Genomic DNA, 22,100 nt, shown 5'->3' with positions numbered 1-22,100 from the left:
CACGTCGTCCCGGTCGACGGTCAGGTCATCGGCGAAGTGCCGGTCGCCAGTGGCGTCGGGCACGTACTTCACAGTGACAACGATCCTCAAGCTCACGCCGGCTCTCCTACTGCAATCGTCATTTCGGTGCTGCCTACTTTCAGGCAGCATAGGCGCCTCAAGCGGCCGATCCCGATCGGGGCGACCCGCGCTCCGAGCGAAATATTACTCGTCAGTACACCCAGTTCGTTCCCGCTAAGCAAGCGCTTTGAACTGTGACCTTTGCAACGCAGCGTAATCGGAACTCGACCGGTTCGCAGAGCGAGCCGGCCGGCGATCAGTCACGCAGGCCGTTGAACCGCCCCTGGTGGTAGAGGAGGGGGCGGCCGGAGCCCGTGGGGTCGCCGAGCACGACCTCGGCCAGCACGATGCGGTGGTCCCCGGCGGGCACACGGCCGATGATCCGGCACACCAGCCAGGCGAGGACGCCATCGAGGACGGGAACACCTTCGGGGCCCGTACGCCAGGCGGTGGGCGCGCCGAACCGGTCGGCGCCGCTCTTGGCGAAGGTGGCCGCCAGGTCCTGCTGATGCTCACCGAGTATGTGGACGCCGATGTGGTCGGTCGCCGATATCGCCGGCCAACTGGAGGCGCCGGTGCTGATACCGAAGGTCAGCAGCGGGGGTTCGGCGGAGGCGGAGGTGAGGGAGGTGGCGGTGAAGCCGACCGGACCGGCGTCGCCCTGCGCGGTGATCACGGCGACTCCTGCCGCGTGCCGCCGGAAGACGGAGCGCAGCAGGTCGGGAGAGGCGAGCTGAGGAGTACGGGCGCCGAGGTCGGGCGTGGCCGTCATGGAGTTGTCCTTCTGCGAAGAGGGGGCGAGCGGACCGTGACTGCTCAACAGTCCGGACAGCGCGCGCTCGCAGTGCGGGCGAGATCGACGTGGACCCGCCCGTAGAGAAGGAGTTCCGTAGGCATACGGTCAGGCTGACGATAGGTGGTGCGCCCAGTCAAGTACGTTCTGGCATATGGGAGATGCCTCACCGTCCGCAACGCAGCCGTCAAACCGCCTCCCCCAGCGCCGCGATGACGTCAGCCTTGCGCGGCTGGCCGGTCGCGCGCCGTACGACCCGGCCGTCGGCGTCCAGGACCAGCACGGTCGGGGTCTTGAGGATCTCGAGTTCGCGTACGAGGTCCAGGTGGTCCTCGGCGTCGATCTCGACATGGGTCACGCCCGGGACCATGCCGGCCACTTCGCCGAGGACACGTCGGGTGGCCCGGCAGGGCGCGCAGAAGGCGCTGGAGAACTGTACGAGCGTGGCGCGCTCACCTAGTTCCTCGCCCAACTCGGCCGCCCCGAGCCGCTTCCCGCCGTCGCGCCCACGCACGCGTACCCTCCCGTTTCGCTTCCCATGAAGCACTCCGTAGGCGCTCGCCGCCGCGAGCACCACCACGCACACCACAAGTCCAGTCATCACCTGCACAAGCATTCACGAGACTGCAAAGATTCCCGGCTCCCCGGAGCTTTTCCCATGCGGAATGCTTGCTTCATGGACATCGATGTGAGGGGACCCCGCTTCGGGGCAGCCGTGACGACCGTCGTCCTGGCGGTCGTGCTGATCACCGGGAGCGCCTGGCTGCTGGCCTGGCAGACGCTGGCGTTCGCGCTGGGCGCGGCGGGCGGGGTGGGCCGTTCGCCGTACGGATGGCTGTTCCGCAAGGCCGTACGGCCCAGGCTCGGGCCGCCGACCGAGTTCGAGTCGCCGGAGCCGCCGCGGTTCGCGCAGGCGGTGGGGCTGGTCTTCGCCGGCGTGGGGCTGGTCGGTTTCACGCTGGGCCCGGCCTGGCTGGGGCTCGCGGCGACCGCCGCCGCGCTCGCCGCCGCGTTCCTCAATGCCGCGTTCGGGTACTGCCTGGGATGCGAGATGTACCTGCTCGTACGGCGGGTGACGGTCCGTACGGAGTAAAGGCCGCTTAAAAGCCCGAGGTGGATCAATGGAGGGACGTGACGAGGATCTCGCCGTTCTGCGGCACCAGGACTGGCCAGCCGTTCGTTCTTCGGGCACGATCTGCGCAATGCCGTAAACCTACGGCTGCGTAACTTCCCGCCGGGAGAACCCCTTCCCAGGCAGAGAGAAGGGTCCACCCCGTCCATGGCTGAGCTTGTCTACCGTCCCGTCGTCGGTCTCGCCCAAACGTTGTTCAAGGCCTGGGACCTCAAGATCGACCTGAAGGGATCGGAGAACATTCCGCGCTCGGGCGGCGCTGTGCTGGTGAGCAATCACATCAGCTATCTGGACTTCATCTTCGACGGTCTGGCCGCCCTGCCGCAGAAGCGACTGGTGCGCTTCATGGCGAAGGAGTCGGTGTTCCGGCACAAGATCTCCGGCCCGCTGATGCGCGGCATGAAGCACATCCCGGTGGACCGGAAGAACGGCGAGGCGGCGTACCAGCACGCGCTGCAGTCGCTGCGCTCCGGCGAGATCGTCGGCGTCTTCCCCGAGGCGACCATCTCGCAGTCCTTCACCCTCAAGAGCTTCAAGTCGGGTGCCGCGCGCATGGCCCAGGAGGCCGGCGTCCCGCTCATCCCGATGGCCCTGTGGGGCACCCAGCGGCTGTGGACCAAGGGTCACCCGAAGAACTTCAAGCGCAGCCACACGCCGATCACCATCCGGGTCGGCGAGCCGGTGGAGGCGCCCCAGGACCAGTACGCGGGCGCCATCACGCGACGGCTGCGCGAGCGCGTCCAGGAGCTCCTGGAGGCCGCGCAGCGCGCCTATCCCGTACGGCCCAAGGGCCCGGACGACACCTGGTGGATGCCCGCCCATCTCGGCGGCACGGCGCCGACCCCCGAAGAGGTGAAGGCGGCCGAAGCCCGCTGAATCGTCACTCCGGGGCGTGGACGGTGATCCGTGCCCCGGGGCTGAACTTCTCCAGGAGCTCGGCGAGTTCGGCGCCCGCCTGCTCGACCTCGGCGACGGGCATCGGCGCCAGGCTCTCCAGCAGGAAGATGCCCGTGACGGTGTCCTCGGTGAGGCGGGTGCGCGGGCCCTGGCGCCAGTTCCAGCGTCGGCAGGTCACGCCCGCCTCGTCGCGCCACACCACCTCGCCCGCGTCGGGGTGTTCGACGACCTCCTCGCCGCCGGCCACGGTCACGAAGTCCTCGTCGCCGATGGCCCGTACGAGCCGCATACCGCCCTGGATCCGGTCGACGTCCTCGCCTCCGACGGGGATCAGATGGGCGACGCTGATGGCGTTGTAGAGGTCGACGAGCAGATTGATGCGAGGCAGTCCGGCGTCCGACAGAGCCCTCTTCGCCAGCGCCTCGGCCGAGTTGCGGGTGCGTGAGGGCTTGGAGCCGAAGGCCGTGTAGATCTCGCGCCAGGCGGCCATGTGCGGGTCCTCGTGCGGGGCGCGCCCGTCCAGGCGTAGCGCGAGACGGCGGGCCGCGTCGTCCAGGAGCGCCGAACTCTCCTCCGTACTCGGCCCGTTGACCAGGCCGTGCGCCTCGATCGCGACATGGGTGAAGCCGGGCGCGAGGGCGCGGACCTCGTCGGACACGGTCAGGGAGAGAGTCATCGCCTTGCCTCAGAGTGCGGTGGGGAGGGTTTTCCAGAGGTACGGCCGGTCGGGAGCGGCCTGGAGAACACTCAGTACAGTGGGATGAGGTTCAGCATACAGGACTGGATAGTCCAGCTCATTGAACTCCGGGTCGGGCGTGAAGGCCAGCCGCTCACCCTCGAGGGAGAAGTGGGCATCCACGCCCGGCTTGTTGCCGCGCGGATCCTGTCGATGCCAGGAACCGTTGAAACGCACGGCAACCAGGCCGTGCACCACGTCGAACCTCTGATAGCAGAGCGCGGTCGGGATGTCCTCGGCCCGCAGCAAGGCCGCCAGCGCGTGCGCCTTGGCGTAACAGATGCCCGTGCCCTGCCCCAGGGCATCGGAGGCGCGCCAGGTGACCCGCATGTCGCCGGAGTCCTGCGAGTGCGGGATCGTGTCACGTACGAACTGGAAGGCCAGCCGCGCATAGTCATACGAGTCCACAGCCCTCTTGGCGAGCTGCGCCGCGGTCTCCCGCACCAGCGGGTGGCCATGGTCGATGACCTCGTCGGCGGCCAAGTATGCGGACAGGTCTGGGGTGTTCTGGATCAGCTCCATGCCCGCAGAGCATAGGAATGCGATCACTCGCGAGTCAATGACTTTACGAGTGATCGCATATCTATGCAGCGCGGTGGGTGGCTACCGCGCCATCTCCTCCTTCAGCGCGGCCACGAACGCGTCCACGTCCTCCTCGCTCGTGTCGAACGCGCACATCCAGCGCACGACGCCCTCGGCCTCGTCCCAGAAGTAGAAGCGGAATCGCTTCTGCAGACGCTCGCTCACGTCGTGCGGGAGCTTGGCGAACACCCCGTTGGCCTGCACCGGGTAGAGGATCTCCACGCCGTGCACGGCGCGTACGCCCTCGGCCAGGCGCTGGGCCATCTCGTTGGAGTGGCGGGCGTTGCGCAGCCACAGGTCCTTGGCGAGCAGGGCCTCCAGCTGCACCGACACGAAGCGCATCTTGGAGGCGAGCTGCATGGACAGCTTGCGCAGGTGCTTCATGTGGCTGACGGCGTCCTGGTTGATGACGACGACCGCCTCGCCGAACAGCGCGCCGTTCTTCGTCCCGCCCAGGGAGAGGATGTCGACGCCGACCGCGTTGGTGAACGTCCGCATCGGGACGTTCAGGGACGCGGCCGCGTTGGCTATGCGGGAGCCGTCCAGATGGACCTTCATGCCGTGCGCGTGCGCATGGTCGCAGATCGCGCGGATCTCGTCCGGCGTGTAGAGCGTGCCGAGCTCCGTGCTCTGGGTGATCGAGACGACCTGCGGCATCGCGCGGTGCTCGTCGTCCCAGCCGTACGCCTGCTTGTCGATCAGTTCCGGGGTGAGCTTGCCGTCGGGGGTGGGCACGGTGAGCAGCTTCAGGCCGCCCATGCGCTCCGGCGCCCCGCCCTCGTCGACGTTGATGTGCGCGCTCTCGGCGCAGATCACCGCGCCCCAGCGGTCGGTGACCGCCTGGAGCGCGACGACGTTGGCGCCGGTGCCGTTGAAGACCGGGAAGGCCTCCGCCGTGGCGCCGAAGTGGCTGCGGACGATGCTCTGGAGGTTCTCGGTGTAGTCGTCCTCGCCGTACGCGACCTGGTGCCCGCCGTTGGCCAGGGCCAGGGCGGCGAGCACCTCCGGGTGGGCTCCGGCGTAGTTGTCGCTGGCGAAGCCGCGGACCTCCGGGTCGTGATGGCGACGCGCGTCGGTCCGGGGAGGGTTCACGGCTTCTCGGTCAGCCACAGACGCTTTCCGTTCACTTCGGCGGCGGTCTTGCTCCAGACGTCGGTGATGGCCTCGGCCAGGTCCTTGACGTCCGTGAAGCCCGCGAACTTCGCATTGGGTCGATCGGCGCGCATCGCGTCGTGCACCAACGCCTTGACCACCAGGATCGCAGCCGCCGATGTCGGCCCTTCGGCGCCTCCGGCCTTGCGGAAGAAGTCGGCCATGGCCAGCGTCCACGCCTCGGCGGCGGCCTTGGCCGCGGAATACGCGGCGTTGCCCGCGGTGGGCTTGCTCGCGCCGGCCGCGCTGATCAGGACGTAGCGGCCGCGCTCGCTGCGCTGCAGCGCCTCACTGAAGGCGAGGGAGGTGTGCTGCACGGTGCGGATGAGCAGCAGCTCCAGGAAGTCCCAGTCGTCGAGGCTGGTCTTGACGAAGGTCTCGCTGCCGCGCCAGCCGCCGACGAGGTGGACCAGGCCGTCGACGCGGCCGAACTCCTTCTCGATGTGCGTGGCCCACTCCTGGGTGGACTCCAGGTCCAGCAGATCGACGGGCTCGCCGGTGACGGTGGCACCGCCGGACGCGTAACGGGCCGCGTCCACGGCCTCCGCGAGCCGCTCGGGATCGTTGTCCGCGGCGACGACGGTCGCGCCCGCCTCCGCGAGCCGGATCAGTGCCGCGCGCCCGGCGGGTCCGCCCGCGCCGGCCACCGCGATCACCGCACCGCTGAGAGCTCCGTTCCCCGCCATGGTCTTCGCCTCCTGAGCAGTGGTTCTGGTGTTGCGGTCGCTCACGCGGCGACTCGCTCGGCGCTCTCCGCCGTGATGCCCTTGGTGGAGGCGATCACGTTCTTCAGCTTCTTGGAGAGGGCCTCATAGAACATGCTCAGGGGAAACTCGTCCGGAAGCACGTCATCGACGAGCTTTCGCGGCGGCCGGCTCAGGTCGAGGGCGTCGGGGCCCTTGGCCCAGCGGGAGCCGGGGTGCGGGGCGAGGTAGGTGGAGACCAGCTCGTATCCGGCGAACCAGTGCACCAGCTTGGGGCGGTCTATGCCGTCGCGGTAGAGCTGCTCGATGTCGGCGCACAGCTGGTTGGTGACCTGCGGGGCGCGCTGCCAGTCGATGAACAGCTTGTTGTCGGTCCAGCGGATGACGTCGTGCTTGTGCAGGTAGGCGAAGAGGAGCTGGCCGCCGACGCCGTCGTAGTTGCGCACGCGATCACCCGTGACCGGGAAGCGGAACATGCGGTCGAAGAGCACCGCGTACTGCACGTCACGGGCCTGCGGGACGCCGTCGGCCTCCAGCTTCACGGCCTCCTTGAAGGCGGTGAGGTCGCAGCGCAGCTCTTCGAGGCCGTACATCCAGAACGGCTGGCGCTGCTTGATCATGAACGGGTCGAAGGGCAGGTCGCCGTGGCTGTGGGTGCGGTCGTGGACCATGTCCCACAGCACGAAGGCCTCCTCGCAGCGCTTCTGGTCGTGGACCATCGCGGCGATGTCCTCGGGCAGCTCGAGGCCCAGGATGTCGACGGCGGCGTCGGTCACGCGACGGAAGCGTGCGGCCTCACGGTCACAGAAGATGCCACCCCAGGAGAAACGTTCCGGCGCCTCGCGCACGGCGATGGTCTCGGGGAAGAGGACGGCGGAGTTGGTGTCGTAGCCGGCCGTGAAGTCCTCGAACTTGATGCCGCAGAACAGCGGGTTGTCGTAGCGGGTGCGCTCCAGCTCGGCCAGCCAGTCGGGCCAGACCATGCGCACCACGACCGCCTCGAGATTGCGGTCCGGGTTGCCGTTCTGCGTGTACATCGGGAAGACAACCAGGTGCTGCAGGCCGTCCGTGCGATTCGCGGCGGGCTGGAAGGCCAGCAGCGAGTCGAGGAAGTCGGGCACCTGGAAACCGCCGTCGGCCCACCGGAGCAGGTCCTTGGCCAGGGCCTCGTGGTAGTCGCCGTCGTGCGGGAGCAGCGGGGAGAGCTCCTCGACGGCCTCCACGACACGCCGTACGACCGCCTCGGCGTCCGCGCACCCGGGCGCGCCCGCGGCCTCGAGGTCGATCGATCCGTCCTTGGACTGCCATGGCCGGATCTGCTCCACGGCATTCTTGAGCACGGCCCATGCCGGGTGCTCCACCACCCTGGTCACGGGAGGAACCTGGCCCCCCGAAGCCGCCTGCACAAGAATTTCCGTCATGTCCCATCCTCCACGGGAGAGCCTCGCGTATGGAGACCGTATACATACGTGCTTCCTCTCAGCAAGAGGAATCTCGGGAGATTATTCTGCACCTCCCCATGGTCACCGAACTTTTTCCTGCCGGAAACCGGTCCGGCAGACATTTGGGTACCGCGCGGCTACCCGGGGACCGGAGCACCGAAACCGGCCACTGGTCAATGGCGGGAGGACTCGCCCACGCCAGGGTGATCGCCTCGCGGATACAGGCCAGGCCTGCCCCTGGCGGCACGCCAATCCCCCGTGTACGCGCGGGTTCATCGCCGGGCCGGGCCGTTAGGCTGCGGCTCTGCCCGCGCGGCCGTCCGCTCCCGCCGCGCGCGGAGCCGAGCCGCCGTCGACGGAAGCGAGTTGAACCTTGAACTTCCTTACCATCGGTCATCGCGGAGTCATGGGTACCGAACCCGAGAACACCCTCCGTTCCTTCGTCGCCGCCCAGCAGGCCGGGCTCGACGTGATCGAACTCGATCTGCACCTGAGCAAGGACGGCGCCCTCGTCGTCATGCACGACACCGACGTGGACCGCACGACCGACGGCACCGGCCCGATCGCCGAGAAGACCCTTGCCGAGCTGCGCGCCCTGGACGCGGGCCGCGGGGAGCGCGTCCCGGTCTTCGAGGAGGTCCTCGAAGCCGTGCGGGCACCGCTGCAGGCCGAGATCAAGGACATCGCGGCGGCACGGGCGCTGGCCGAGCTCATGCTCAAACGGGACCTGGTCTCCCGGGTCGAGGTGTCCTCGTTCCACGACGAGGCGATCGCCGAGATCACCCGCCTGGTGCCAGGTGTACGGACCGCGCTGATCGGCAGCCGCTACGGCACCGACATCGTGGAACGCGCCGTGGAAGCCGGTGCCGCGACCGTCTGCCTCAACATCCGCCGCCTCACCCTGGAGGTCGTGGAGCAGGCCCGCAAGGCGGACCTGAGGATCATCGGCTGGGTGGTGAACACGCAGGACCACCTGCGGCTCGTACGGGCGCTGCAGCTGGACGGCGCGACCACCGACTACCCGGAGATCAAGCGCACCGGCCGCTTCACCGCGTGAACGACCGCTCGAGGGTCACGCCAGCTCCTTGACCAGGAGCTCGAACTGCAGGTCGTCGCGCTGCGGAATGCCGAAGCGCTCGTCGCCGTACGGGAACGGGGTCATCCGGCCCGTACGGCGGTAGCCGCGGCGCTCGTACCAGGCGATGAGGTCGCCTCGCACGGAGATCACGGTCATGTGCATCTCGCGCACGCCCCAGCCCTCGCGCGCCGTGCGCTCCGCCTCGGCGATGATCACCTTGCCGAAGCCTGCGCCTTGCAGCTGCGGGCTGACGGCGAACATCCCGAAGTAGGCGTGTTCACCGCGGTGTTCGAGCTGGCAGCAGGCGACGACGACACCGTCCCGCTCGACCGTCAGCAGCCGGCTGTCGGGCGACTTGATGACGGCGAGCACGCCCTCCGGGTCGGTGCGCTGCCCCTGCAGGATGTCCGCCTCGGTGGTCCACCCGGCCCGGCTGGAGTCCCCGCGGTACGCCGACTCTATGAGCGCGACCAGGACGTCCACATCGGCGTCGGTGGCATCGCGGAAGGTCAGTCCGGTGGCGGCGGTCTCCATGGGTGTTACTCCGATTTCTGGGCGCGGCACGGGCACGGACGAGGGTATCGCCGCCACTAGGCTCCGGATGCATGGTGCACGTTCTCAGCAGCCGGACCCTTCTCCACCCGACCGATCCCGAGCGCTCCCGCACGTTCTACGGCGAGCAGCTGGGCCTCGCCGTCTACCGCGAGTTCGGCACGGGACCGCAGCGCGGCACCGTCTACTTCCTCGGGGGCGGCTTCCTGGAGGTCTCGGGCCGGTCCGAGACCCCGCCCTCCCCCGCCGTGCAGTTGTGGCTGCAGGTCGAGGACGTGGCCGCGGCGCACGAGGAGCTGCGGGCGAAGGGCGTCGAGATCGTGCGGGCGCCGGTGAAGGAGCCGTGGGGGCTGGTCGAGATGTGGATCGCGGATCCGGACGGGACGCGGATCGTGCTCGTGGAGGTGCCGGCGGACCATCCGATCCGGTATCGGCCGGGGATCTGAGGTCAGCGGGGGCGGTGTTCCCAGCGGCGGTCGGTGCGGGTCAGTTCCCGGAAGCCTGCGCTGAGCAGCAGGTCGATCGCCGCCTTGGCGTCGGCCTGCTCGTAGGCGAGGAGGCGGTCCGCCCCGCACAGGCGCAGCCAGTCGGCCGCCTCGGCCAGGAGCCGGTGCTCCAGGCCCTCGCCGTGGGCGGTCGGGTCGATGTGCAGGTTGCCGATGTCGGCGAGGCCGGCCGCACGGGCCTGTCGCTCGGGGCGGGCCAGGGCGGTGTCGACCTCGATGAAGCCGAGGGCGCGCGTGCCGGCGTAGGCCGTGAAGCGGGTGCCGCACTCCCCCAGCGTGCGCTCGACCGTCATGCCGGGCCGGGGTTCGGGTGCGGGCAGGTCGGCCACCCGTGCGAGCAGGATGACCTCCGTGTCGCCGAGGTGCCGGAAGCCGGAGCGTTCGTAGACGGCGCGGATGTGCGGCCAGTTGTGGGGCAGCCCGTGAACGACGGGGGCCGGGACGGCGCCGTCGGCGTACCGGACGCGTACGTTCCAGCGGGCGAGCTGGGCCAGGCACGCGGCCATCAGCCGGTCCGCGGCCTCCTCGGAGTCGGGCCAGAAGGAGGCCGGCGGACGGCAGACGAACCAGTCGATCTCGCCGGCGTCCCGGTAGTTCTCGCCGACCTCCTCGCCGGAGCGGTAGCGCAGCAGATGGGCGGCGGCCACCACGTACCGGCGCTGCTCGGCGACGAGCGTGACGCGCTCGGCGACCCAGGGGTCGGTGATGAACTCGCCGGGCTGTCGCTCCAGGTCGCTGAGGACGGTGTTCACCGAGACGGAGACGCCGGGGACGACGGCGGCGACATGCGCGTTGATCAGGTCGGTGAGCTGGTCGCGGTCGTCGCGGCGGAAGGGGCGCACCGTGAGCGCGGGCATGCGGGACCTCCGGAACAGGGGTGATGGGCTGGAGGCCGCCATGCGGTGCGGTACATGGGCGAGCGTACGTCGGGGGCGGCGCCGTGCGCGAGGGGGTTTGGCCGGATGGCCGGAGGGCGGGGCCGGGCTTAGCGTGCTGGAGGGGCCCTTGTTCGCCCAAGGCTTCGGAAGGACACCATGAAGCTCGACAAGCCGGTGGCCGGCGGGCCCTGCTGGACCGAGCTGGGGACCAGCGACCTGGCGGCGGCCAAGCGGTTCTACGCGGAGCTGTTCGGCTGGCGCAGCGAGACGGATCCGCGCCGGGAGGCGGGCGGCTACACGGTCGCGCACCTCGGCGACGCCGCGGTCGCCGCGCTGACCCCGCTGTACCAGGAGTCGCAGCCCGTCGCGTGGAACGTGTCGTTCGCGGTGGCGGATGCGGACGCCGCCGCCGGGCAGGTGAGCGCGGCGGGTGGGACGGTGCTGCTCGGCCCGATGGATGTGTTGGACGTGGGTCGCTTCACTGTGGCTGTCGATCCGACGGGTGCGGTCTTCCAGATGTGGCAGGCGCGGGCCTTTCCCGGCGCCGGGGTGTTCAACGCTCCCGGTTCGCTGGGCTGGGTGGAACTGCTGACCCGGGGGCCCGAGCGGGCGGTCGACTTCTACACGACTGTGTTCGGCTGGAGCGTCAACGCCTCGGAGCACTACACACAGTGGGGCCTCGGCGGCGCGGACTTCGGCGGCATGGTGCGCATGGACGACAAGTTCCCGCCCGAGGTGCCGCCGCACTGGCTGCCGTACTTCGCGGTGGCCGACGTGGACGCCTCCGCGGCCGCGGCGACGGAGGCGGGCGGCGCCGTCCTCATGGAACCCGCCTCCGTGCCGGCCGGGCCGCGGATCGCGGTGCTGCGGGATCCGCAGGGGGCGGTGTTCGGCGTGTACCGGGCGGGCGACGAGCACTGATCACTGCTGGATCCGGACGGTCATCTCGACGCTGATCGCGTCGCCGACGGTGATCTGCTGCGGCGTGCGGACGGCGGCCTTCAGCGGCAGCAGATAGCCGCCGTCCTTGGGGAACAGGGAGGTCTCGAAGTCGACGTCGCCGATCCGCGCGACCACGGGGATCACGCCCCAGCCGTAGCTGGCCATCGCCGCGACCTCGCGGATGTCCGCGGACTCCTCGTCGGGCACGGGCAGGTAGTAGTAGGGCGCCGGGCCGCGCCACTCGATCACCCGGCCGGCGAACGTGAACTCCACAATCAGGCCCCTTCCTCGTGCCCGCCACGATAGGGGCCCTCAGGCAAGCGGCGTCACCGTGACCTGGTCGATGACCGGGGCGTACGCCGAACGCTGGCCGTAGGCGTTTTTGGAGTGGCCGTCGAAGTCGGGAAGTTCGTCGGCGGTGAACGCGACCGTGTTGGAGCCCTGGTTCAGCGTGACGGGGACGGAGAGGTTCCAGAAGTTGTTGAAGTGGAAGGTGGTGGGGAACAGGACGCGGTGCGGGGCGGCGCCGTTGACGGAGATGTCCGCGTGGCGGCAGACCGGGTCGGGGTTGTAGTGGGTGGCGGGGGCCTGCTCGCCGTTGGAGTAGCGGATCGTGAGCGCGTGCCGTCCGGCGCGCTCGGCCGTCACCGTCAGGGTCAGAGCATTGCCGGCGCCTGCGCCGATGCCGTCGACCGCCTTGCCGCCGGTGGCGTACGAGTATCCCGTCACCCTTGCGGCGCCGGTCAGGATGCCTTCCTCGGCGGCGGCCACGCACATGGGCAGCAGTCCGCGGGAGGGGGTGACGCGCAGCCGGTCCACGACCAGGCGTTCCGAAGTCCCGGTGACCGTGACCTTGTTGATGCCGCCGGCCAGGAACAGCGGGACGGCGCCTCGCTGCACGCCTCCGAGCTCCTCGCCGTTGACCGTGAGCAGACCCTCGCCGGGGCCGAGCAGGTCGACGGTGACCGTCGCCTCGCCGTCGTCGGCGGCATGCACCCAGAAGGTGACGGTGCCGCCCCGGGGGAGGACGGCGGCGCCGGGTCCGGAGGCGCCTAGGTTGGCGTAGCTGACCCGTGCGCCCGCGTCGAGCGCGGCGAACTCGGCGTCGTACAGGGCCTCCCGGCCGTCGCACAGGGCGAGGTCCAGCTTGTCGACGACCGCGTCGCCCTGGGTCGTGCCGAGGTCGGGATCCTGTGCGGCGAGGGTGATGCGGTGCGGGCCGGCGGTCAGTTCGACCTCGGTGTCGGTGTGGCCCCACACCGCCCATTTGTAGCCGAGCGGCAGCCGCAGTTCGCGCGCGTCCTTGCCGTCGACGCGCAGGAAGACGTTGGTGGGGCCGTTCTCGCGCACCAGGTCGGCCAGGTTGTGGGAGTTGGCGAAGACCCGGAGGTCGTAGGTCCCGTCGTGCGGGGCCCCGACGTCGAAGGCGAGCACGCCGTCGGAACCGGTGCGCAGGCCGCCGATGTGGTAGCCGCCGGAGGTCGCGAACTTGTCGACGTCGGAGGGGGATCCCTCGGGGCCGTTCTTCATGTAGCCGCCGCCCGTGTACGTGGCGTCCTCGGCCTCGTACGTCAGCCGCCGGCCCGCCGGGGGCGGCAGTGGCGTGGCACCGTGGCCGCCGGGGGCCAGGATCAGCTGGTAGGCGGACATCTCGTCGAGGTCGGTCAGCGGCAGTGTCACCCGGCCGTGCGTGACGGGCAGCTCGGCGTCGAGCAGCCGCAACGGCTGGGCGCCCGCGCCGACCTGGCCGCTCCAGGGGATCTCCTGGAGCCGTACGTGGACCGTCGCACCGAACACGTCCGCGTCGACGCCCTCGAGGACGAGGTCTGCGGCGCCGCTCGCGCCGCCGAACAGCACGCGGGCCTGCCGCTTGAGCCGGTCGAGCGTGGCGAGGCCCTGCAGCGTGTACTGGACGTTGGGGTGCGGTGCGGTGACGCGGACGGTGTTCCCGGACAGTTGCCCGTAGGCGTTGAACAGCCACCACTGGCCGTTGCCCTTGCCCGCCTCGACGGCCGAGTCGTTGAGGTTGCCGGCGATGTTCCAGTACGCCATGTCGGCGTCGACCTTGGACTCTTCGATCGCGGCGATCCACTGGATCATCTGCCCGGGGACGGACAGGTGGTAGTTGTGCGCGTACTCGTTGAGGTTGACGGGCAGCGGGCCGATGCCCAGCTCGCGCTCCAGCTCCCGGTACTCGGCGACGTTCGTGCGGACCTCGTCCGGCGAGGACAGCTCGTGCCAGGTGATCACATCAGGGAGTACGCCGTGCTCGCGCGCGAACTCCAGGAATCCGCGCACCTCGGGGTAGAGGACGCAGGTGTTGGGGCCGGCGATGCGCGCCTCGGGGTCCAGGCCCTTGATCAGGTGGTAGGCCTCCCGCCAGGCCGCGAAGTAGGGGCCCGGTTCGGTGTGCCAGGAGACGCCGTCGTAGCTCCACTCCCCCGTGCCGAACATGTTGCCCTCGGGCTCGTTGAACGGCACGTACACGACGTGGGACTTGAGTGCGCCGAGCGTCTGCACCTGCCCGACCTGGCGGCGGATGCTCTCAAGGTAGGCGGTGAGCCGTTCCTCGCCGCTGGCGCCCGGCCACTCGTAGGGGAAGCCGCGGTGGATGTCGGTCAGGTAGATGTAGACGTCCTTGCCGCCCGCCGCGACGAAGGACGGCACGATCTCCAGGGCGTCGGCGCCGGGGTGCTGGATGCCGTCCTGGGCCTTGGTGGTGACCGTGCGGACGTACATGCCCTCGACGACGGCACGGCTGGGCACACCGTCGCCGTACAGACCGTAGAGGGTGCCGCTCGCACCGCCGTGGAAGGGGCCGGTCTCCGTGCCCAGATCGACAGTGAGCGTTTCGGCTGTCACGGCATCGCCCTCTCGTTCGGCATCTCGTACGCCAGTCGGTGATCCGAACCGGCCTGGTCGAACGTAGGGAGTGGGTGTCGATCACGTCAACGGGCGCATGGCGTCCGAAAGTTCCGGAGGCTGCCGCTCAGCGGCCCCTCAGACCCGCAGCGCGCCGAGGCGGCCCTCGAGCCGGCCGAGCAACTCGCCCAGCAGCCCGGCCAGTTCACCCTGTCCCTGCGGATCCAGGACGGCCAGTACGGAGGTCTCGTAGGTCAGCTGCTCGGGGAGGATGCCGTCGACGAGATCGCGGCCTGCGTCCGTGAGGCGGAGGTGGGCGACGCGGCGGTCGCGGGTGTCGCCGCGGCGCTCGACCAGACCGCGCTCGGTGAGCTGCTTGAGGCGTTTGGTGACGGCGGCGCCCGAGGAGAAGGTCTCACGGGCGAGTTCGCCGGGGGTCAGTTCGTGGCCGGTGCGGCGCAGCGCGCCGAGCAGGTCGAACTCGGGGCGGCTGAGGCCCGCCCGGCGCAGCGGGGCGTCCTCGGCCTGCTGCAGGAGGGCGGCACAGCGGTTGATACGGCCGATGATCTCCATGGGGCCGGTGTCGAGGTCGGGGTGGACGGCCTGCCACTGCCGGACGACCGCGGAGACGGTGTCGTCGTCCCTGGTCGCGCCCGCCTGCCGTCCGTTCGCTGCCGTCATGGCCGTATGCCCTCCGCTCTCGCGCTCCGGTGCAGCCCCTGCCGCCTTGCCGTCGTCGCGAGCGTACGGTGTCCGGCCTGCTCGGCGCGCACGACCCGCTCCTGGGGCAGGGCGCGCTGCCACCACTCGCCGGACGCGGCGTCGACGGTGGCGCGCAGGTCGGCCAGGGAGGCGGCCAGGGAGCGGCGGGCGGCTTCCAGGGCGGCGGGTGCGGGGGCGGGCTCGCCCAGGAGGCGGGCGGTGTGCTCACGGAAGCGCTCGACGGCGGCCAGTGCGTGCTCCACGCGGTCGCCGGCCCGCCGGTTCGTGACGGCGACCGCGGCGAGGAAACCGACCAGCGCGCCGACGACGGTGTCCACGACCCGCTCGGTGATCAGCTGCCCGGGTTCCTGGAATCGGGTGAACTCGGTGATGAGCAGCGCCATAGGGGTCACGCAGACGCTGCCGAGCCAGTAGTTGCGACCCATCAGGGCCTCGGCTCCGAAGTTGAGGGCGAGGCAGCACAGCACGAGGGCCGCCGGGCCGAGGTGGGCGAGCGGGACCACGGCGGCGAAGAGCAGGACGCCGACGAGGTTGCCGACGACGCGCTGGACGCCCCGGCTCCAGGTGAGGGCGAGGTTGGCCTGGTAGAGGGAGGCGGCGGTGACCAGGGCCCAGTAGGGGCGGCCGACACCGAGAGCCAGGGAGGCGTAGCCGGCGAGGGCGCAGCCCAGGGCGGTGCGTACGGCGATCGGGGTGAGCGGGCCGAGTCGCTGCCACAACGGGCGGGACGGGGAGGCGAGTTCGGCGTCGACACCGAGGAGTTCGGCGGCGGCTGCCGGGTCGTGGACCTCCGGGATCGGACCACTGCCGGTCAGCTCGCGCGCCCAGGTGCGCAGCTGCTCCGGGTCGGTGTCGGCGGGGGCGGCGAGGGCGACTTCGGCGCGGACGACGAGGCGTTCGAGGGCGCGCCGGGTGTGGGTTTCGCGGGTGGCCAGGAGCGGCTGCCAGGCGGCCTGGACGGCGGCGGCCGCCGCGGCCCGGGCCCGGGCATGGCCGTCTGCGGTGCCGCGCGTGACGGCGTACGCGGCCGCGGCCTTCAGGGCTCCCGCGGTGGCCCGGCGCTCCGGGCCGTGCGGGCGCAGCAGCCCGGGGGCCATGCCGACCAGCCAGGCCCAGCCGCCCGCCGCGAGGGCCAGCGCGAGGTGGGCGGGGACCTGGCCGAGGGTCTGCGGGGCGAAGAGGGACGCGGAGGTGATGAAGGTCAGGACGACATTGCCGGGCGGGCCGATGCGGGTCGCGTCGCAGAGCGCCTTCTGCAGGGCGGCCAGCAGGGCGCCGACAGTGACGAGCACGACGGCGCTGCCGGTGAGCGAGGCGGCGACCAGGGAGACGGCGAGACCGCCGACCATGCCGAGGACCACCCAGGCCAGGGCGCGGGCCCGGGCGGCGTAGGGGCGGTTGTGGGCGTACAGCGCGCACAGCGACCCGGCCATCGTGTACATGGCCAGGTCGAGCCGGCCGAGGGCCAGCAGCGTCAGATTGGGCGGGGCGACCGAGGCGACCACGCTCAGGGCGGGCTTGAACCAGATGTCCGCGGGGCGGCCCACGCGCAGGACACCCGCCAGGGGGAGGCGATGGACGCGTGGGGTGGCGGGGACAGGGGTCGCACGGCTCATGGTTCGTAAGATTAGCAGGTGTTTTACCCGTGAAGAATCTCGGAAGGGACGCGCTCACCTGCTGTGCTCCGGCGAATGCTCCCCGTGTACACCCTTGCGCTTGCGTGCGCGCCGCGTCGTGCGGGCAACCACCGTCTGTCGACACCGTCGAGCGGGGAGGTGCGCGTGCACGGACCGGCTTCGCCCGGCTGGCTCATGGTCGCGCTGTGCGCGGCGACCGGGGCCTACTGCCTGCTGCGGATGCGCAGCGCGGCCGAGGAGCAGCGCCGGGCCGCGGGCGGCGAGGCGCTGATGGGCCTCGGCATGGCGGCCATGGCCGTGCCGGCGGCGGCGTTCACCCCGCCGACATGGGCCTGGCCCGGCTATGCGGCCGTCTTCGGCACCGCCGCGCTGCGCGCCCTGTGGGCGGCGCGGACGAACGCGCACCATCTGCATCACCTGGTGGGCGCCTCGGCCATGGTCTACATGGCGGTCGCGATGGCCACCGCTCCGGGACACCATGCCGGGCACGGGGGTTCGTCCGGAGTCCCGCTGGTGACAGGGGTGCTGCTGCTCTACTTCATGGGGTACGTGCTGCTGTCCGGTGTCCGGCTGATGCCCGTCGTGGCCACCGCCGGCGGGACGGCGGGATGGAGCGACCGGCCGGAGCTGGCGCGGGCGTGCCGGCTGTCCATGGGGATCGCGATGGTCGCGATGCTGATCACGCTCTGACGCAAGCCGGGGCTGCGGGCGCCGAGAGGGGCGGGGTCACCCGGGCGTTGGCCCGGCACCCCGCCGGTCGGCGAGGATCACTGCATGCACACCCCGCCCGTCGACTCCCCGCCCCGCCCGCCGGACCACCGCACCGCCGCCCGCGCCGCGGCCGCCCTCACTCTGTGCTCCGCGCTGCTGCTCACCCTGGTTGCCGTCGAGTGGCGCCCGCTGATCGGCGTCGACGGCGACATCGCCCGCACCACCCACCGCTGGGCCGTCGACGAGTCCGGCCTCACCCACGCGTTCCGCATCCTGACGGACTGGGTCTGGGACCCCTGGACGATGCGTCTGGTGTGCGCCGTCGCCGTGGTGTGGCTGGTGCGGCGGCGCTCGGCATGGCGGACGGCGCTGTGGCTTGCGGCCACCTGCGCCCTGGGCAGCCTGCTGCAACAGACCCTCAAGGCCGCGATCGACCGCCCTCGCCCCGCCTGGCCCGACCCCGTCGACTCGGCGCACTACGCGGCCTTCCCCTCTGGCCACGCGATGACCGCCACAGTCGTCTGCGGCCTCCTGCTGTGGCTCCTGCACCGTTACGGCCCCGGCCGCGCCGTGTGGCATACGGCGCTGACGGTGGGGGTGGTCTCCGTGCTCGGGGTGGGCCTGACACGCGTGTGGCTGGGCGTGCACTGGCCGTCCGACGTGGTGGGCGGCTGGCTTCTGGGGGCGATGCTCGTGGCGCTGGCCGTGGTGGTCCACGAGCGTAAGATCCACTCATGATGATGGCTGTCCTGTTCGACTTCTCCGGCACCCTCTTCCGCATCGAATCCACCGAGTCGTGGCTGCGTGCCGTGCTGGACGAGGCCCGGATCGCGCTCCCGGAACCGGAGTTGACCCAGGCGGCGAAGGCGCTGCAGGTCGCGGGGGCACTGCCCGGCGGGGCGGATCCGGCGCAACTGCCCGAGGATCTCGCCGAGATGTGGAGGATCCGGGACCAGAGCGCCGAACTGCACCGGGCCGCCTACACCGGGCTCTCCCGCCAAGTGCGGCTCCCCGAACCCGAATTGCACGATGCGCTCTACGACCGGCACATGACACCCGCCGCCTGGACGCCCTATCCCGACGCCGCCGAGGTGCTGTACGGGCTGTGCGAGCGCGGGATCGGCATCGGTGTGGTCAGCAACATCGGCTGGGACCTGCGCCCGGTCTTCCGCGAACACGGCCTCGACCGATACGTGGACGCATACGTCCTGTCGTACGAGCACGGCATCCAGAAGCCCGACCTCCGGCTGTTCGCAGCGGCCTGCGAGGCACTCGAGGTCGACCCGCGGGACACCCTGATGGTCGGCGACGACCGGCGGGCGGACGGCGGCGCGGCGGCCCTGGGGTGCCAGGTGCACTTCGTGGACCATCTGCCGGCGGCCGAGCGGCCGGACGGGCTGCGTCCGGTGCTGGACCTGGCGGACTGACCTCAGCGCTGCCCGGTCACTCCAGATAGCCCTCCACCTGCGACGACGGCCGCGCCTGCGCGTCGTCCGGGTTCTCCCCGAACTCGGCCTTCGCGCGCCGCTGCCGCAACAGGTCCCAGCACTGGTCGAGTTCGCGTTCCAGCACGCCGAGCCGCTGATGTTCCGTCGCGCCGTCGATCTCGCCGGAGGCGAGGGACTCCCGGAGCTTGCGCTCGTCCTCGACCATCTCCGTGATCCTGGCCAGGATCCGCTGGTCCTGTTCCATGTCCGCACGCTCCTCGGCTCGGCACTACCGACCACTGTAGGGACGACGCGACGGCTGTGCGGCGGAAGTGCCCGAGGCCCGGAAAGTAGCCTGAGGACACCTTCAGGGCGATGAGGCCGCCCGCCTCGGACGATCCCCCGCGTCGCCCGAAGCAGACGGCAGCCCTGACCAGCCCCTACGGAGCTCCGATCAGGACGTTCTGAGTATAGTTGGCTGGCAGCCAGTCAACGCAGGAGTTACAGCATGTCCCCGCGCAGCGCCTCGGTCAATGAAGAGTTGCGGAGACGTTCCCGGGAGCGGCTCCTGCAGGCGGCCGTCGAGCTCGTCGGCGAGCACGGATACGAGGCGACGACGCTCGGCGACATCGCCGACAGAGCCGGCTCGGCGCGCGGCCTCGTGTCGTACTACTTCCCGGGAAAACGCCAGCTCGTGCAGTCCGCGGTGCACCGGCTGATGCACCGCACACTGGAGGAGTCGGTGGAGCGGGAACCGCGCACCGAGGACGGCCGGGAGCGGATGGCGCGGGCCATCGACGCGATTCTGCGACTGGCCCGGGACCGGCCCGTACTGATGCGCCAGCACATGGCCGGGCTGCTGCAGGCGGAGGGCTTCGTGCAGTGCCCGGAGCAGCAGCGCCTCGCCGAACTGCTGCGGGACGTCGTCGCCCGGCACGGGTCGCAGGACGTCGATGTGGACTATCCGATGCTGCGCTCGCTGCTGATGGGCGCCGTCTACGCGATGGTGCTGCCGAACGTGCCGATGTCGATCACGACCATGCGGGCCGAGCTGTTCGAGCGCTACCGGCTGGACTGGAAGATGGGCGTGCCGCCGGACAGCGGGGCGGCGTCCGACACGACATACGAGACGGATCTGTCGCGGTTCTTCGCGACCGGCGAGGAGTCAGAAACTCGGCTCGGCCGGCCGAAGCAGTAACCGCGCTTGTCAGCGCCGCGCATGACGTGGCGTCAGAAAGCCCGAGTCGCGTGCCTGCGAGATCAGCCTGAGCGACTTGCGGCGGCTGTGGCCGGTCGCGCACATCACCGCGAGGACCGGATCGAAGCCCCCTTCCTGTGCCGCGCGGTACTCCTGGGCGACGAGCCAGCGGCCCTCGACACCTGGGGGCCAGGCAGGCCGGGCCCGCCGGGCGACGGCGGATCCGTCGCTCCCGGCGGCCGGATCCGCCCCGGGGCCGCACGCCTGGAAGAGCGGCTCCTCGATCCAGTCGGCCAGTTCGGCGAGGTCGTGCAGGGACAGGGCCGGCTGGGACCGGACCTCCTCGAGCGAGGCGCAGCCCTCGCAGACCACGGCGAGCGCGTCGATCCGGGCACCGTCGGTGAACGCAAGCCGGACGGTGAACCACGAGGTGGCGCGCTCGTCCTCCCGCACTTCCCACGCGGGCCATACGGACACCGTGCCGTCCGTCGGACAACGATCAGAAAGATTAAGAAAGGATGCGTCTAGCACACGCGGAACGTAACCACTTGATCACATTCAGCAAGAGCGGACACGCACGTCCGTGCCTCGCCTGCACCCTGTCAGCGGAGCACCGGTGGTGCGATCCTGGAGCCGTCAGCGATCTCCTCTCGTAAGGAGTTCCGCCGTGCTGCGTGTCGCCGTCGTCGGTTCCGGGCCGAGCGGGGTCTACACCGCCCAGAACCTCGTCCAGCTGGACTCCGGGGTGCTCGTCGACGTCCTGGACCGGTTGCCGTGCCCCTACGGCCTGGTGCGCTACGGCGTCGCGCCGGACCACGAGAAGATCAAATCACTGCAGAACAACCTGCGTACGGTCCTGGAGCACGAGCGGGTGCGGTTCCTCGGCGGCATCCAGGTCGGTCCCGGCGGACTGCCGGCCGCCCGGCTGCGCGAGTGGTACCACGCGGTCGTGTACTGCGTGGGTGCCGCCACCGACCGCCATCTGGGGATCCCGGGCGAGGATCTGCCGGGCAGCTGGTCGGCGACGCAGTTCGTGTCCTGGTACAGCGCCCATCCGGACTCCGCCGACGACGGTTTCGTACGCGACGCCCGGTCGGCCGTGGTCATCGGCGTGGGGAACGTCGCGGTGGACGTCACACGGATGCTGGCTCGGGGACCGGCCGAGCTGAGCCCCACCGACATGCCGCAGGCGGCGCTCAGCTCGCTCGCCGCGAGCCGGGTGAGCGCCATCCACATGGTGGGCCGCCGCGGCCCGTCCCAGGCCCGCTTCACCACCAAGGAACTGCGCGAGCTGGGCGGCCTCCCGGACACCGAACTCGCCGTGGATCCGGCGGAGTTGGCGATGGATCCGGCATACGCGGATCCTTCCGCGCTGCCCGCGGTCCAGCGCCGCAACGTGGAGGTGCTGCGCGGCTGGGCCCAGGCTCCGCCCGAGGACGCCCCGCGCCACATCCGGCTGCGCTTCTTCCTGCGGCCCGTCGAACTGCTCGCCGAGGGCGGACGCGTGGGCGCCGTGCGCTTCGAACGGACGGCGCCCGACGGACAGGGCGGAGTGACAGGCACAGGACGGTACGAGGACATCGAGGCGCAGTTGGTGCTGCGTTCGGTGGGCTACCGCGGGGTGCCGCTGGAGGGGCTGCCGTTCGATGCGGCGAGCGGCACCGTGCCACATCTGGCCGGACGCGTCCTGCGCGCGGGCGTGGTCGCACCGGGCGAGTACGTGGCCGGCTGGATCAAGCGCGGCCCGACCGGCGTCATCGGCACGAACCGTCCGTGCGCGAAGGAGACGGTGCTGTCACTGCTCGAGGACGCCCCGGCGCTCGTACGCAAGGAGCTCCTGGAGGATCCCCTCACGCTGCTGCGCAGGGCAGGGATCGAGCCGGTTCAGTGGGCGGGGTGGCAGGCGATCGAGCGGGCCGAGGCGGCGCTCGGAGCCTCGCTGGGGCGCAGTGTCGTCAAGCTGGCGGACTGGGAGTCGCTGCTGACGGCGGCGCGGGCGACGGGCTCGCAGCAGGCGTCGTAGCAGAGTCGGAACCCGTCCAGTGGGCAGGACACACAGCAGCAACAACCCGGAAATCAACAAACTGT

26 protein-coding genes and 1 pseudogene are annotated in these 22,100 nt (G+C 70.7%); 10 read left to right on the top strand and 17 right to left on the bottom strand.

Annotated elements, in window-relative coordinates:
- From ACFY10_RS36440 to ACFY10_RS36425, 4 genes and pseudogenes are all read right to left on the bottom strand, one after another.
- A pseudogene (locus tag ACFY10_RS36440) lies at positions 1-96 on the bottom strand (electron transfer flavoprotein subunit beta); the annotation flags it as partial.
- A 220-nt stretch (positions 97-316) separates the two neighbouring features.
- Positions 317-832 carry a flavin reductase family protein gene (locus ACFY10_RS36435; protein ID WP_390669526.1) on the bottom strand — a complete coding sequence of 172 codons (516 nt, stop codon included), beginning with the start codon at positions 830-832 and terminating at the stop codon, positions 317-319.
- Positions 833-876: 44 nt separating this feature from the next.
- Positions 877-957 carry a putative leader peptide gene (locus ACFY10_RS36430; RefSeq protein ID WP_390669546.1) on the bottom strand — a complete coding sequence of 27 codons (81 nt, stop codon included), beginning with the start codon at positions 955-957 and terminating at the stop codon, positions 877-879.
- 83 nt (positions 958-1,040) lie between these two features.
- Positions 1,041-1,454 carry a TlpA family protein disulfide reductase gene (locus ACFY10_RS36425; RefSeq protein WP_390669545.1) on the bottom strand — a complete coding sequence of 138 codons (414 nt, stop codon included), beginning with the start codon at positions 1,452-1,454 and terminating at the stop codon, positions 1,041-1,043.
- Between the two features lie 75 nt (positions 1,455-1,529).
- On the opposite strand from ACFY10_RS36425, the gene ACFY10_RS36420 reads away from it, so the two are divergent.
- Together ACFY10_RS36420 and ACFY10_RS36415 are read left to right on the top strand one after the other, a co-directional pair.
- On the top strand, positions 1,530-1,946 hold the full coding sequence (locus ACFY10_RS36420) for a DUF4395 domain-containing protein (protein WP_390669525.1): 417 nt from the start codon (positions 1,530-1,532) through the stop codon (positions 1,944-1,946).
- 186 nt (positions 1,947-2,132) lie between these two features.
- Positions 2,133-2,861: a lysophospholipid acyltransferase family protein gene (locus ACFY10_RS36415; RefSeq protein WP_390669524.1), complete on the top strand. Its 729-nt coding sequence runs from the start codon at positions 2,133-2,135 to the stop codon at positions 2,859-2,861.
- A gap of 4 nt (positions 2,862-2,865) precedes the next feature.
- Here the strand turns inward: ACFY10_RS36415 and ACFY10_RS36410 are convergent, their stop codons facing one another.
- The 5 genes from ACFY10_RS36410 to ACFY10_RS36390 all read right to left on the bottom strand — a co-directional run bounded on the left by ACFY10_RS36410 (position 2,866) and on the right by ACFY10_RS36390 (position 7,477).
- Positions 2,866-3,558 (bottom strand): B3/4 domain-containing protein, encoded by a 693-nt coding sequence (locus ACFY10_RS36410; protein WP_390669523.1) that lies wholly within the window; start codon positions 3,556-3,558, stop codon positions 2,866-2,868.
- 9 nt (positions 3,559-3,567) lie between these two features.
- The gene (locus ACFY10_RS36405; RefSeq protein ID WP_390669522.1) at positions 3,568-4,140 is read right to left on the bottom strand and encodes a transglutaminase domain-containing protein; all 573 of its coding nucleotides are present in this window, start codon (positions 4,138-4,140) and stop codon (positions 3,568-3,570) included.
- Positions 4,141-4,221: 81 nt separating this feature from the next.
- A complete protein-coding gene (locus ACFY10_RS36400; RefSeq protein WP_390669521.1) occupies positions 4,222-5,292 on the bottom strand; it encodes a threonine aldolase family protein in 1,071 nt (356 codons plus the stop codon).
- A complete protein-coding gene (locus tag ACFY10_RS36395) occupies positions 5,289-6,038 on the bottom strand; it encodes an SDR family NAD(P)-dependent oxidoreductase (RefSeq protein ID WP_390669544.1) in 750 nt (249 codons plus the stop codon). The genes ACFY10_RS36400 and ACFY10_RS36395 overlap by 4 nt, the downstream gene beginning before the upstream one ends.
- 41 nt (positions 6,039-6,079) lie before the next feature.
- Complete coding sequence (locus ACFY10_RS36390; protein ID WP_390669520.1) at positions 6,080-7,477, bottom strand: DUF6421 family protein; 1,398 nt, start codon at positions 7,475-7,477, stop codon at positions 6,080-6,082.
- Positions 7,478-7,871: 394 nt separating this feature from the next.
- On the opposite strand from ACFY10_RS36390, the gene ACFY10_RS36385 reads away from it, so the two are divergent.
- The gene (locus tag ACFY10_RS36385) at positions 7,872-8,555 is read left to right on the top strand and encodes a glycerophosphodiester phosphodiesterase (protein ID WP_390669519.1); all 684 of its coding nucleotides are present in this window, start codon (positions 7,872-7,874) and stop codon (positions 8,553-8,555) included.
- A gap of 15 nt (positions 8,556-8,570) precedes the next feature.
- On the opposite strand, the gene ACFY10_RS36380 is transcribed toward ACFY10_RS36385, so the two are convergent.
- Positions 8,571-9,110, bottom strand: a complete 540-nt coding sequence (locus tag ACFY10_RS36380; protein WP_390669518.1) for a GNAT family N-acetyltransferase — start codon at positions 9,108-9,110, stop codon at positions 8,571-8,573.
- Between the two features lie 71 nt (positions 9,111-9,181).
- On the opposite strand from ACFY10_RS36380, the gene ACFY10_RS36375 reads away from it, so the two are divergent.
- The gene (locus ACFY10_RS36375) at positions 9,182-9,574 is read left to right on the top strand and encodes a VOC family protein (protein ID WP_390669517.1); all 393 of its coding nucleotides are present in this window, start codon (positions 9,182-9,184) and stop codon (positions 9,572-9,574) included.
- Positions 9,575-9,576: 2 nt separating this feature from the next.
- Here ACFY10_RS36375 and ACFY10_RS36370 read toward each other — a convergent pair whose 3' ends face one another.
- Entirely contained in the window at positions 9,577-10,491 is a 915-nt protein-coding gene (locus tag ACFY10_RS36370; RefSeq protein WP_390669516.1) for a GNAT family N-acetyltransferase, read from the bottom strand.
- A 177-nt stretch (positions 10,492-10,668) separates the two neighbouring features.
- On the opposite strand from ACFY10_RS36370, the gene ACFY10_RS36365 reads away from it, so the two are divergent.
- On the top strand, positions 10,669-11,433 hold the full coding sequence (locus ACFY10_RS36365; RefSeq protein ID WP_390669515.1) for a VOC family protein: 765 nt from the start codon (positions 10,669-10,671) through the stop codon (positions 11,431-11,433).
- On the opposite strand, the gene ACFY10_RS36360 is transcribed toward ACFY10_RS36365, so the two are convergent.
- The 4 genes from ACFY10_RS36360 to ACFY10_RS36345 all read right to left on the bottom strand — a co-directional run bounded on the left by ACFY10_RS36360 (position 11,434) and on the right by ACFY10_RS36345 (position 16,655).
- Positions 11,434-11,727 carry a DUF1905 domain-containing protein gene (locus tag ACFY10_RS36360; RefSeq protein ID WP_390669514.1) on the bottom strand — a complete coding sequence of 98 codons (294 nt, stop codon included), beginning with the start codon at positions 11,725-11,727 and terminating at the stop codon, positions 11,434-11,436.
- A gap of 39 nt (positions 11,728-11,766) precedes the next feature.
- Entirely contained in the window at positions 11,767-14,316 is a 2,550-nt protein-coding gene (locus tag ACFY10_RS36355; protein WP_390669513.1) for a cellulosome protein, read from the bottom strand.
- A 138-nt stretch (positions 14,317-14,454) separates the two neighbouring features.
- Entirely contained in the window at positions 14,455-14,997 is a 543-nt protein-coding gene (locus ACFY10_RS36350) for a MarR family winged helix-turn-helix transcriptional regulator (protein WP_390669512.1), read from the bottom strand.
- Positions 14,994-16,655 carry an FUSC family protein gene (locus ACFY10_RS36345; RefSeq protein WP_390669511.1) on the bottom strand — a complete coding sequence of 554 codons (1,662 nt, stop codon included), beginning with the start codon at positions 16,653-16,655 and terminating at the stop codon, positions 14,994-14,996. The genes ACFY10_RS36350 and ACFY10_RS36345 overlap by 4 nt, the downstream gene beginning before the upstream one ends.
- 165 nt (positions 16,656-16,820) lie before the next feature.
- Between ACFY10_RS36345 and ACFY10_RS36340 the strand changes: the two genes are divergently transcribed.
- The 3 genes from ACFY10_RS36340 to ACFY10_RS36330 all read left to right on the top strand — a co-directional run bounded on the left by ACFY10_RS36340 (position 16,821) and on the right by ACFY10_RS36330 (position 18,814).
- Positions 16,821-17,366 carry a DUF5134 domain-containing protein gene (locus ACFY10_RS36340; protein WP_390669510.1) on the top strand — a complete coding sequence of 182 codons (546 nt, stop codon included), beginning with the start codon at positions 16,821-16,823 and terminating at the stop codon, positions 17,364-17,366.
- Positions 17,367-17,450: 84 nt separating this feature from the next.
- Complete coding sequence (locus ACFY10_RS36335; protein ID WP_390669509.1) at positions 17,451-18,125, top strand: phosphatase PAP2 family protein; 675 nt, start codon at positions 17,451-17,453, stop codon at positions 18,123-18,125.
- Positions 18,125-18,814 (top strand): HAD family hydrolase, encoded by a 690-nt coding sequence (locus ACFY10_RS36330; RefSeq protein WP_390669543.1) that lies wholly within the window; start codon positions 18,125-18,127, stop codon positions 18,812-18,814. The genes ACFY10_RS36335 and ACFY10_RS36330 overlap by 1 nt, the downstream gene beginning before the upstream one ends.
- Positions 18,815-18,830: 16 nt before the next feature.
- Here the strand turns inward: ACFY10_RS36330 and ACFY10_RS36325 are convergent, their stop codons facing one another.
- The gene (locus tag ACFY10_RS36325; protein WP_390669508.1) at positions 18,831-19,079 is read right to left on the bottom strand and encodes a DUF2630 family protein; all 249 of its coding nucleotides are present in this window, start codon (positions 19,077-19,079) and stop codon (positions 18,831-18,833) included.
- Between the two features lie 243 nt (positions 19,080-19,322).
- Between ACFY10_RS36325 and ACFY10_RS36320 the strand changes: the two genes are divergently transcribed.
- Positions 19,323-20,012, top strand: coding sequence for a TetR/AcrR family transcriptional regulator (locus ACFY10_RS36320; protein WP_390669507.1), 690 nt, complete (start codon positions 19,323-19,325; stop codon positions 20,010-20,012).
- A gap of 9 nt (positions 20,013-20,021) precedes the next feature.
- Here ACFY10_RS36320 and ACFY10_RS36315 read toward each other — a convergent pair whose 3' ends face one another.
- On the bottom strand, positions 20,022-20,489 hold the full coding sequence (locus ACFY10_RS36315; RefSeq protein ID WP_390669506.1) for a DUF6214 family protein: 468 nt from the start codon (positions 20,487-20,489) through the stop codon (positions 20,022-20,024).
- Between the two features lie 190 nt (positions 20,490-20,679).
- Between ACFY10_RS36315 and ACFY10_RS36310 the strand changes: the two genes are divergently transcribed.
- A complete protein-coding gene (locus tag ACFY10_RS36310; protein ID WP_390669505.1) occupies positions 20,680-22,035 on the top strand; it encodes an FAD-dependent oxidoreductase in 1,356 nt (451 codons plus the stop codon).
- Positions 22,036-22,100: the final 65 nt, after the last annotated feature.

This window comes from Streptomyces sp. NPDC001401 (genome assembly GCF_042895385.1).
Lineage (GTDB): Bacteria > Actinomycetota > Actinomycetes > Streptomycetales > Streptomycetaceae > Streptomyces.
Note: the sequence above shows the minus strand (reverse complement) of the source record. Positions and strands in the feature narration are given on the sequence as shown.

Excerpts from the sequence above, each read along its gene's own strand:
- ACFY10_RS36435 (WP_390669526.1), bottom strand. The coding sequence starts at position 832 with ATGACGGCCACGCCCGACCTCGGCGCCCGTACTCCTCAGCTCGCCTCT.
- ACFY10_RS36430 (WP_390669546.1), bottom strand. The coding sequence starts at position 957 with ATGCCTACGGAACTCCTTCTCTACGGGCGGGTCCACGTCGATCTCGCC.
- ACFY10_RS36425 (WP_390669545.1), bottom strand. The coding sequence starts at position 1,454 with ATGACTGGACTTGTGGTGTGCGTGGTGGTGCTCGCGGCGGCGAGCGCC.
- ACFY10_RS36420 (WP_390669525.1), top strand. The coding sequence starts at position 1,530 with ATGGACATCGATGTGAGGGGACCCCGCTTCGGGGCAGCCGTGACGACC.
- ACFY10_RS36415 (WP_390669524.1), top strand. The coding sequence starts at position 2,133 with ATGGCTGAGCTTGTCTACCGTCCCGTCGTCGGTCTCGCCCAAACGTTG.
- ACFY10_RS36410 (WP_390669523.1), bottom strand. The coding sequence starts at position 3,558 with ATGACTCTCTCCCTGACCGTGTCCGACGAGGTCCGCGCCCTCGCGCCC.
- ACFY10_RS36405 (WP_390669522.1), bottom strand. The coding sequence starts at position 4,140 with ATGGAGCTGATCCAGAACACCCCAGACCTGTCCGCATACTTGGCCGCC.
- ACFY10_RS36395 (WP_390669544.1), bottom strand. The coding sequence starts at position 6,038 with ATGGCGGGGAACGGAGCTCTCAGCGGTGCGGTGATCGCGGTGGCCGGC.
- ACFY10_RS36390 (WP_390669520.1), bottom strand. The coding sequence starts at position 7,477 with ATGACGGAAATTCTTGTGCAGGCGGCTTCGGGGGGCCAGGTTCCTCCC.
- ACFY10_RS36380 (WP_390669518.1), bottom strand. The coding sequence starts at position 9,110 with ATGGAGACCGCCGCCACCGGACTGACCTTCCGCGATGCCACCGACGCC.
- ACFY10_RS36375 (WP_390669517.1), top strand. The coding sequence starts at position 9,182 with ATGGTGCACGTTCTCAGCAGCCGGACCCTTCTCCACCCGACCGATCCC.
- ACFY10_RS36370 (WP_390669516.1), bottom strand. The coding sequence starts at position 10,491 with ATGCCCGCGCTCACGGTGCGCCCCTTCCGCCGCGACGACCGCGACCAG.
- ACFY10_RS36365 (WP_390669515.1), top strand. The coding sequence starts at position 10,669 with ATGAAGCTCGACAAGCCGGTGGCCGGCGGGCCCTGCTGGACCGAGCTG.
- ACFY10_RS36350 (WP_390669512.1), bottom strand. The coding sequence starts at position 14,997 with ATGACGGCAGCGAACGGACGGCAGGCGGGCGCGACCAGGGACGACGAC.
- ACFY10_RS36345 (WP_390669511.1), bottom strand. The coding sequence starts at position 16,655 with ATGAGCCGTGCGACCCCTGTCCCCGCCACCCCACGCGTCCATCGCCTC.
- ACFY10_RS36335 (WP_390669509.1), top strand. The coding sequence starts at position 17,451 with ATGCACACCCCGCCCGTCGACTCCCCGCCCCGCCCGCCGGACCACCGC.
- ACFY10_RS36330 (WP_390669543.1), top strand. The coding sequence starts at position 18,125 with ATGATGGCTGTCCTGTTCGACTTCTCCGGCACCCTCTTCCGCATCGAA.
- ACFY10_RS36325 (WP_390669508.1), bottom strand. The coding sequence starts at position 19,079 with ATGGAACAGGACCAGCGGATCCTGGCCAGGATCACGGAGATGGTCGAG.
- ACFY10_RS36320 (WP_390669507.1), top strand. The coding sequence starts at position 19,323 with ATGTCCCCGCGCAGCGCCTCGGTCAATGAAGAGTTGCGGAGACGTTCC.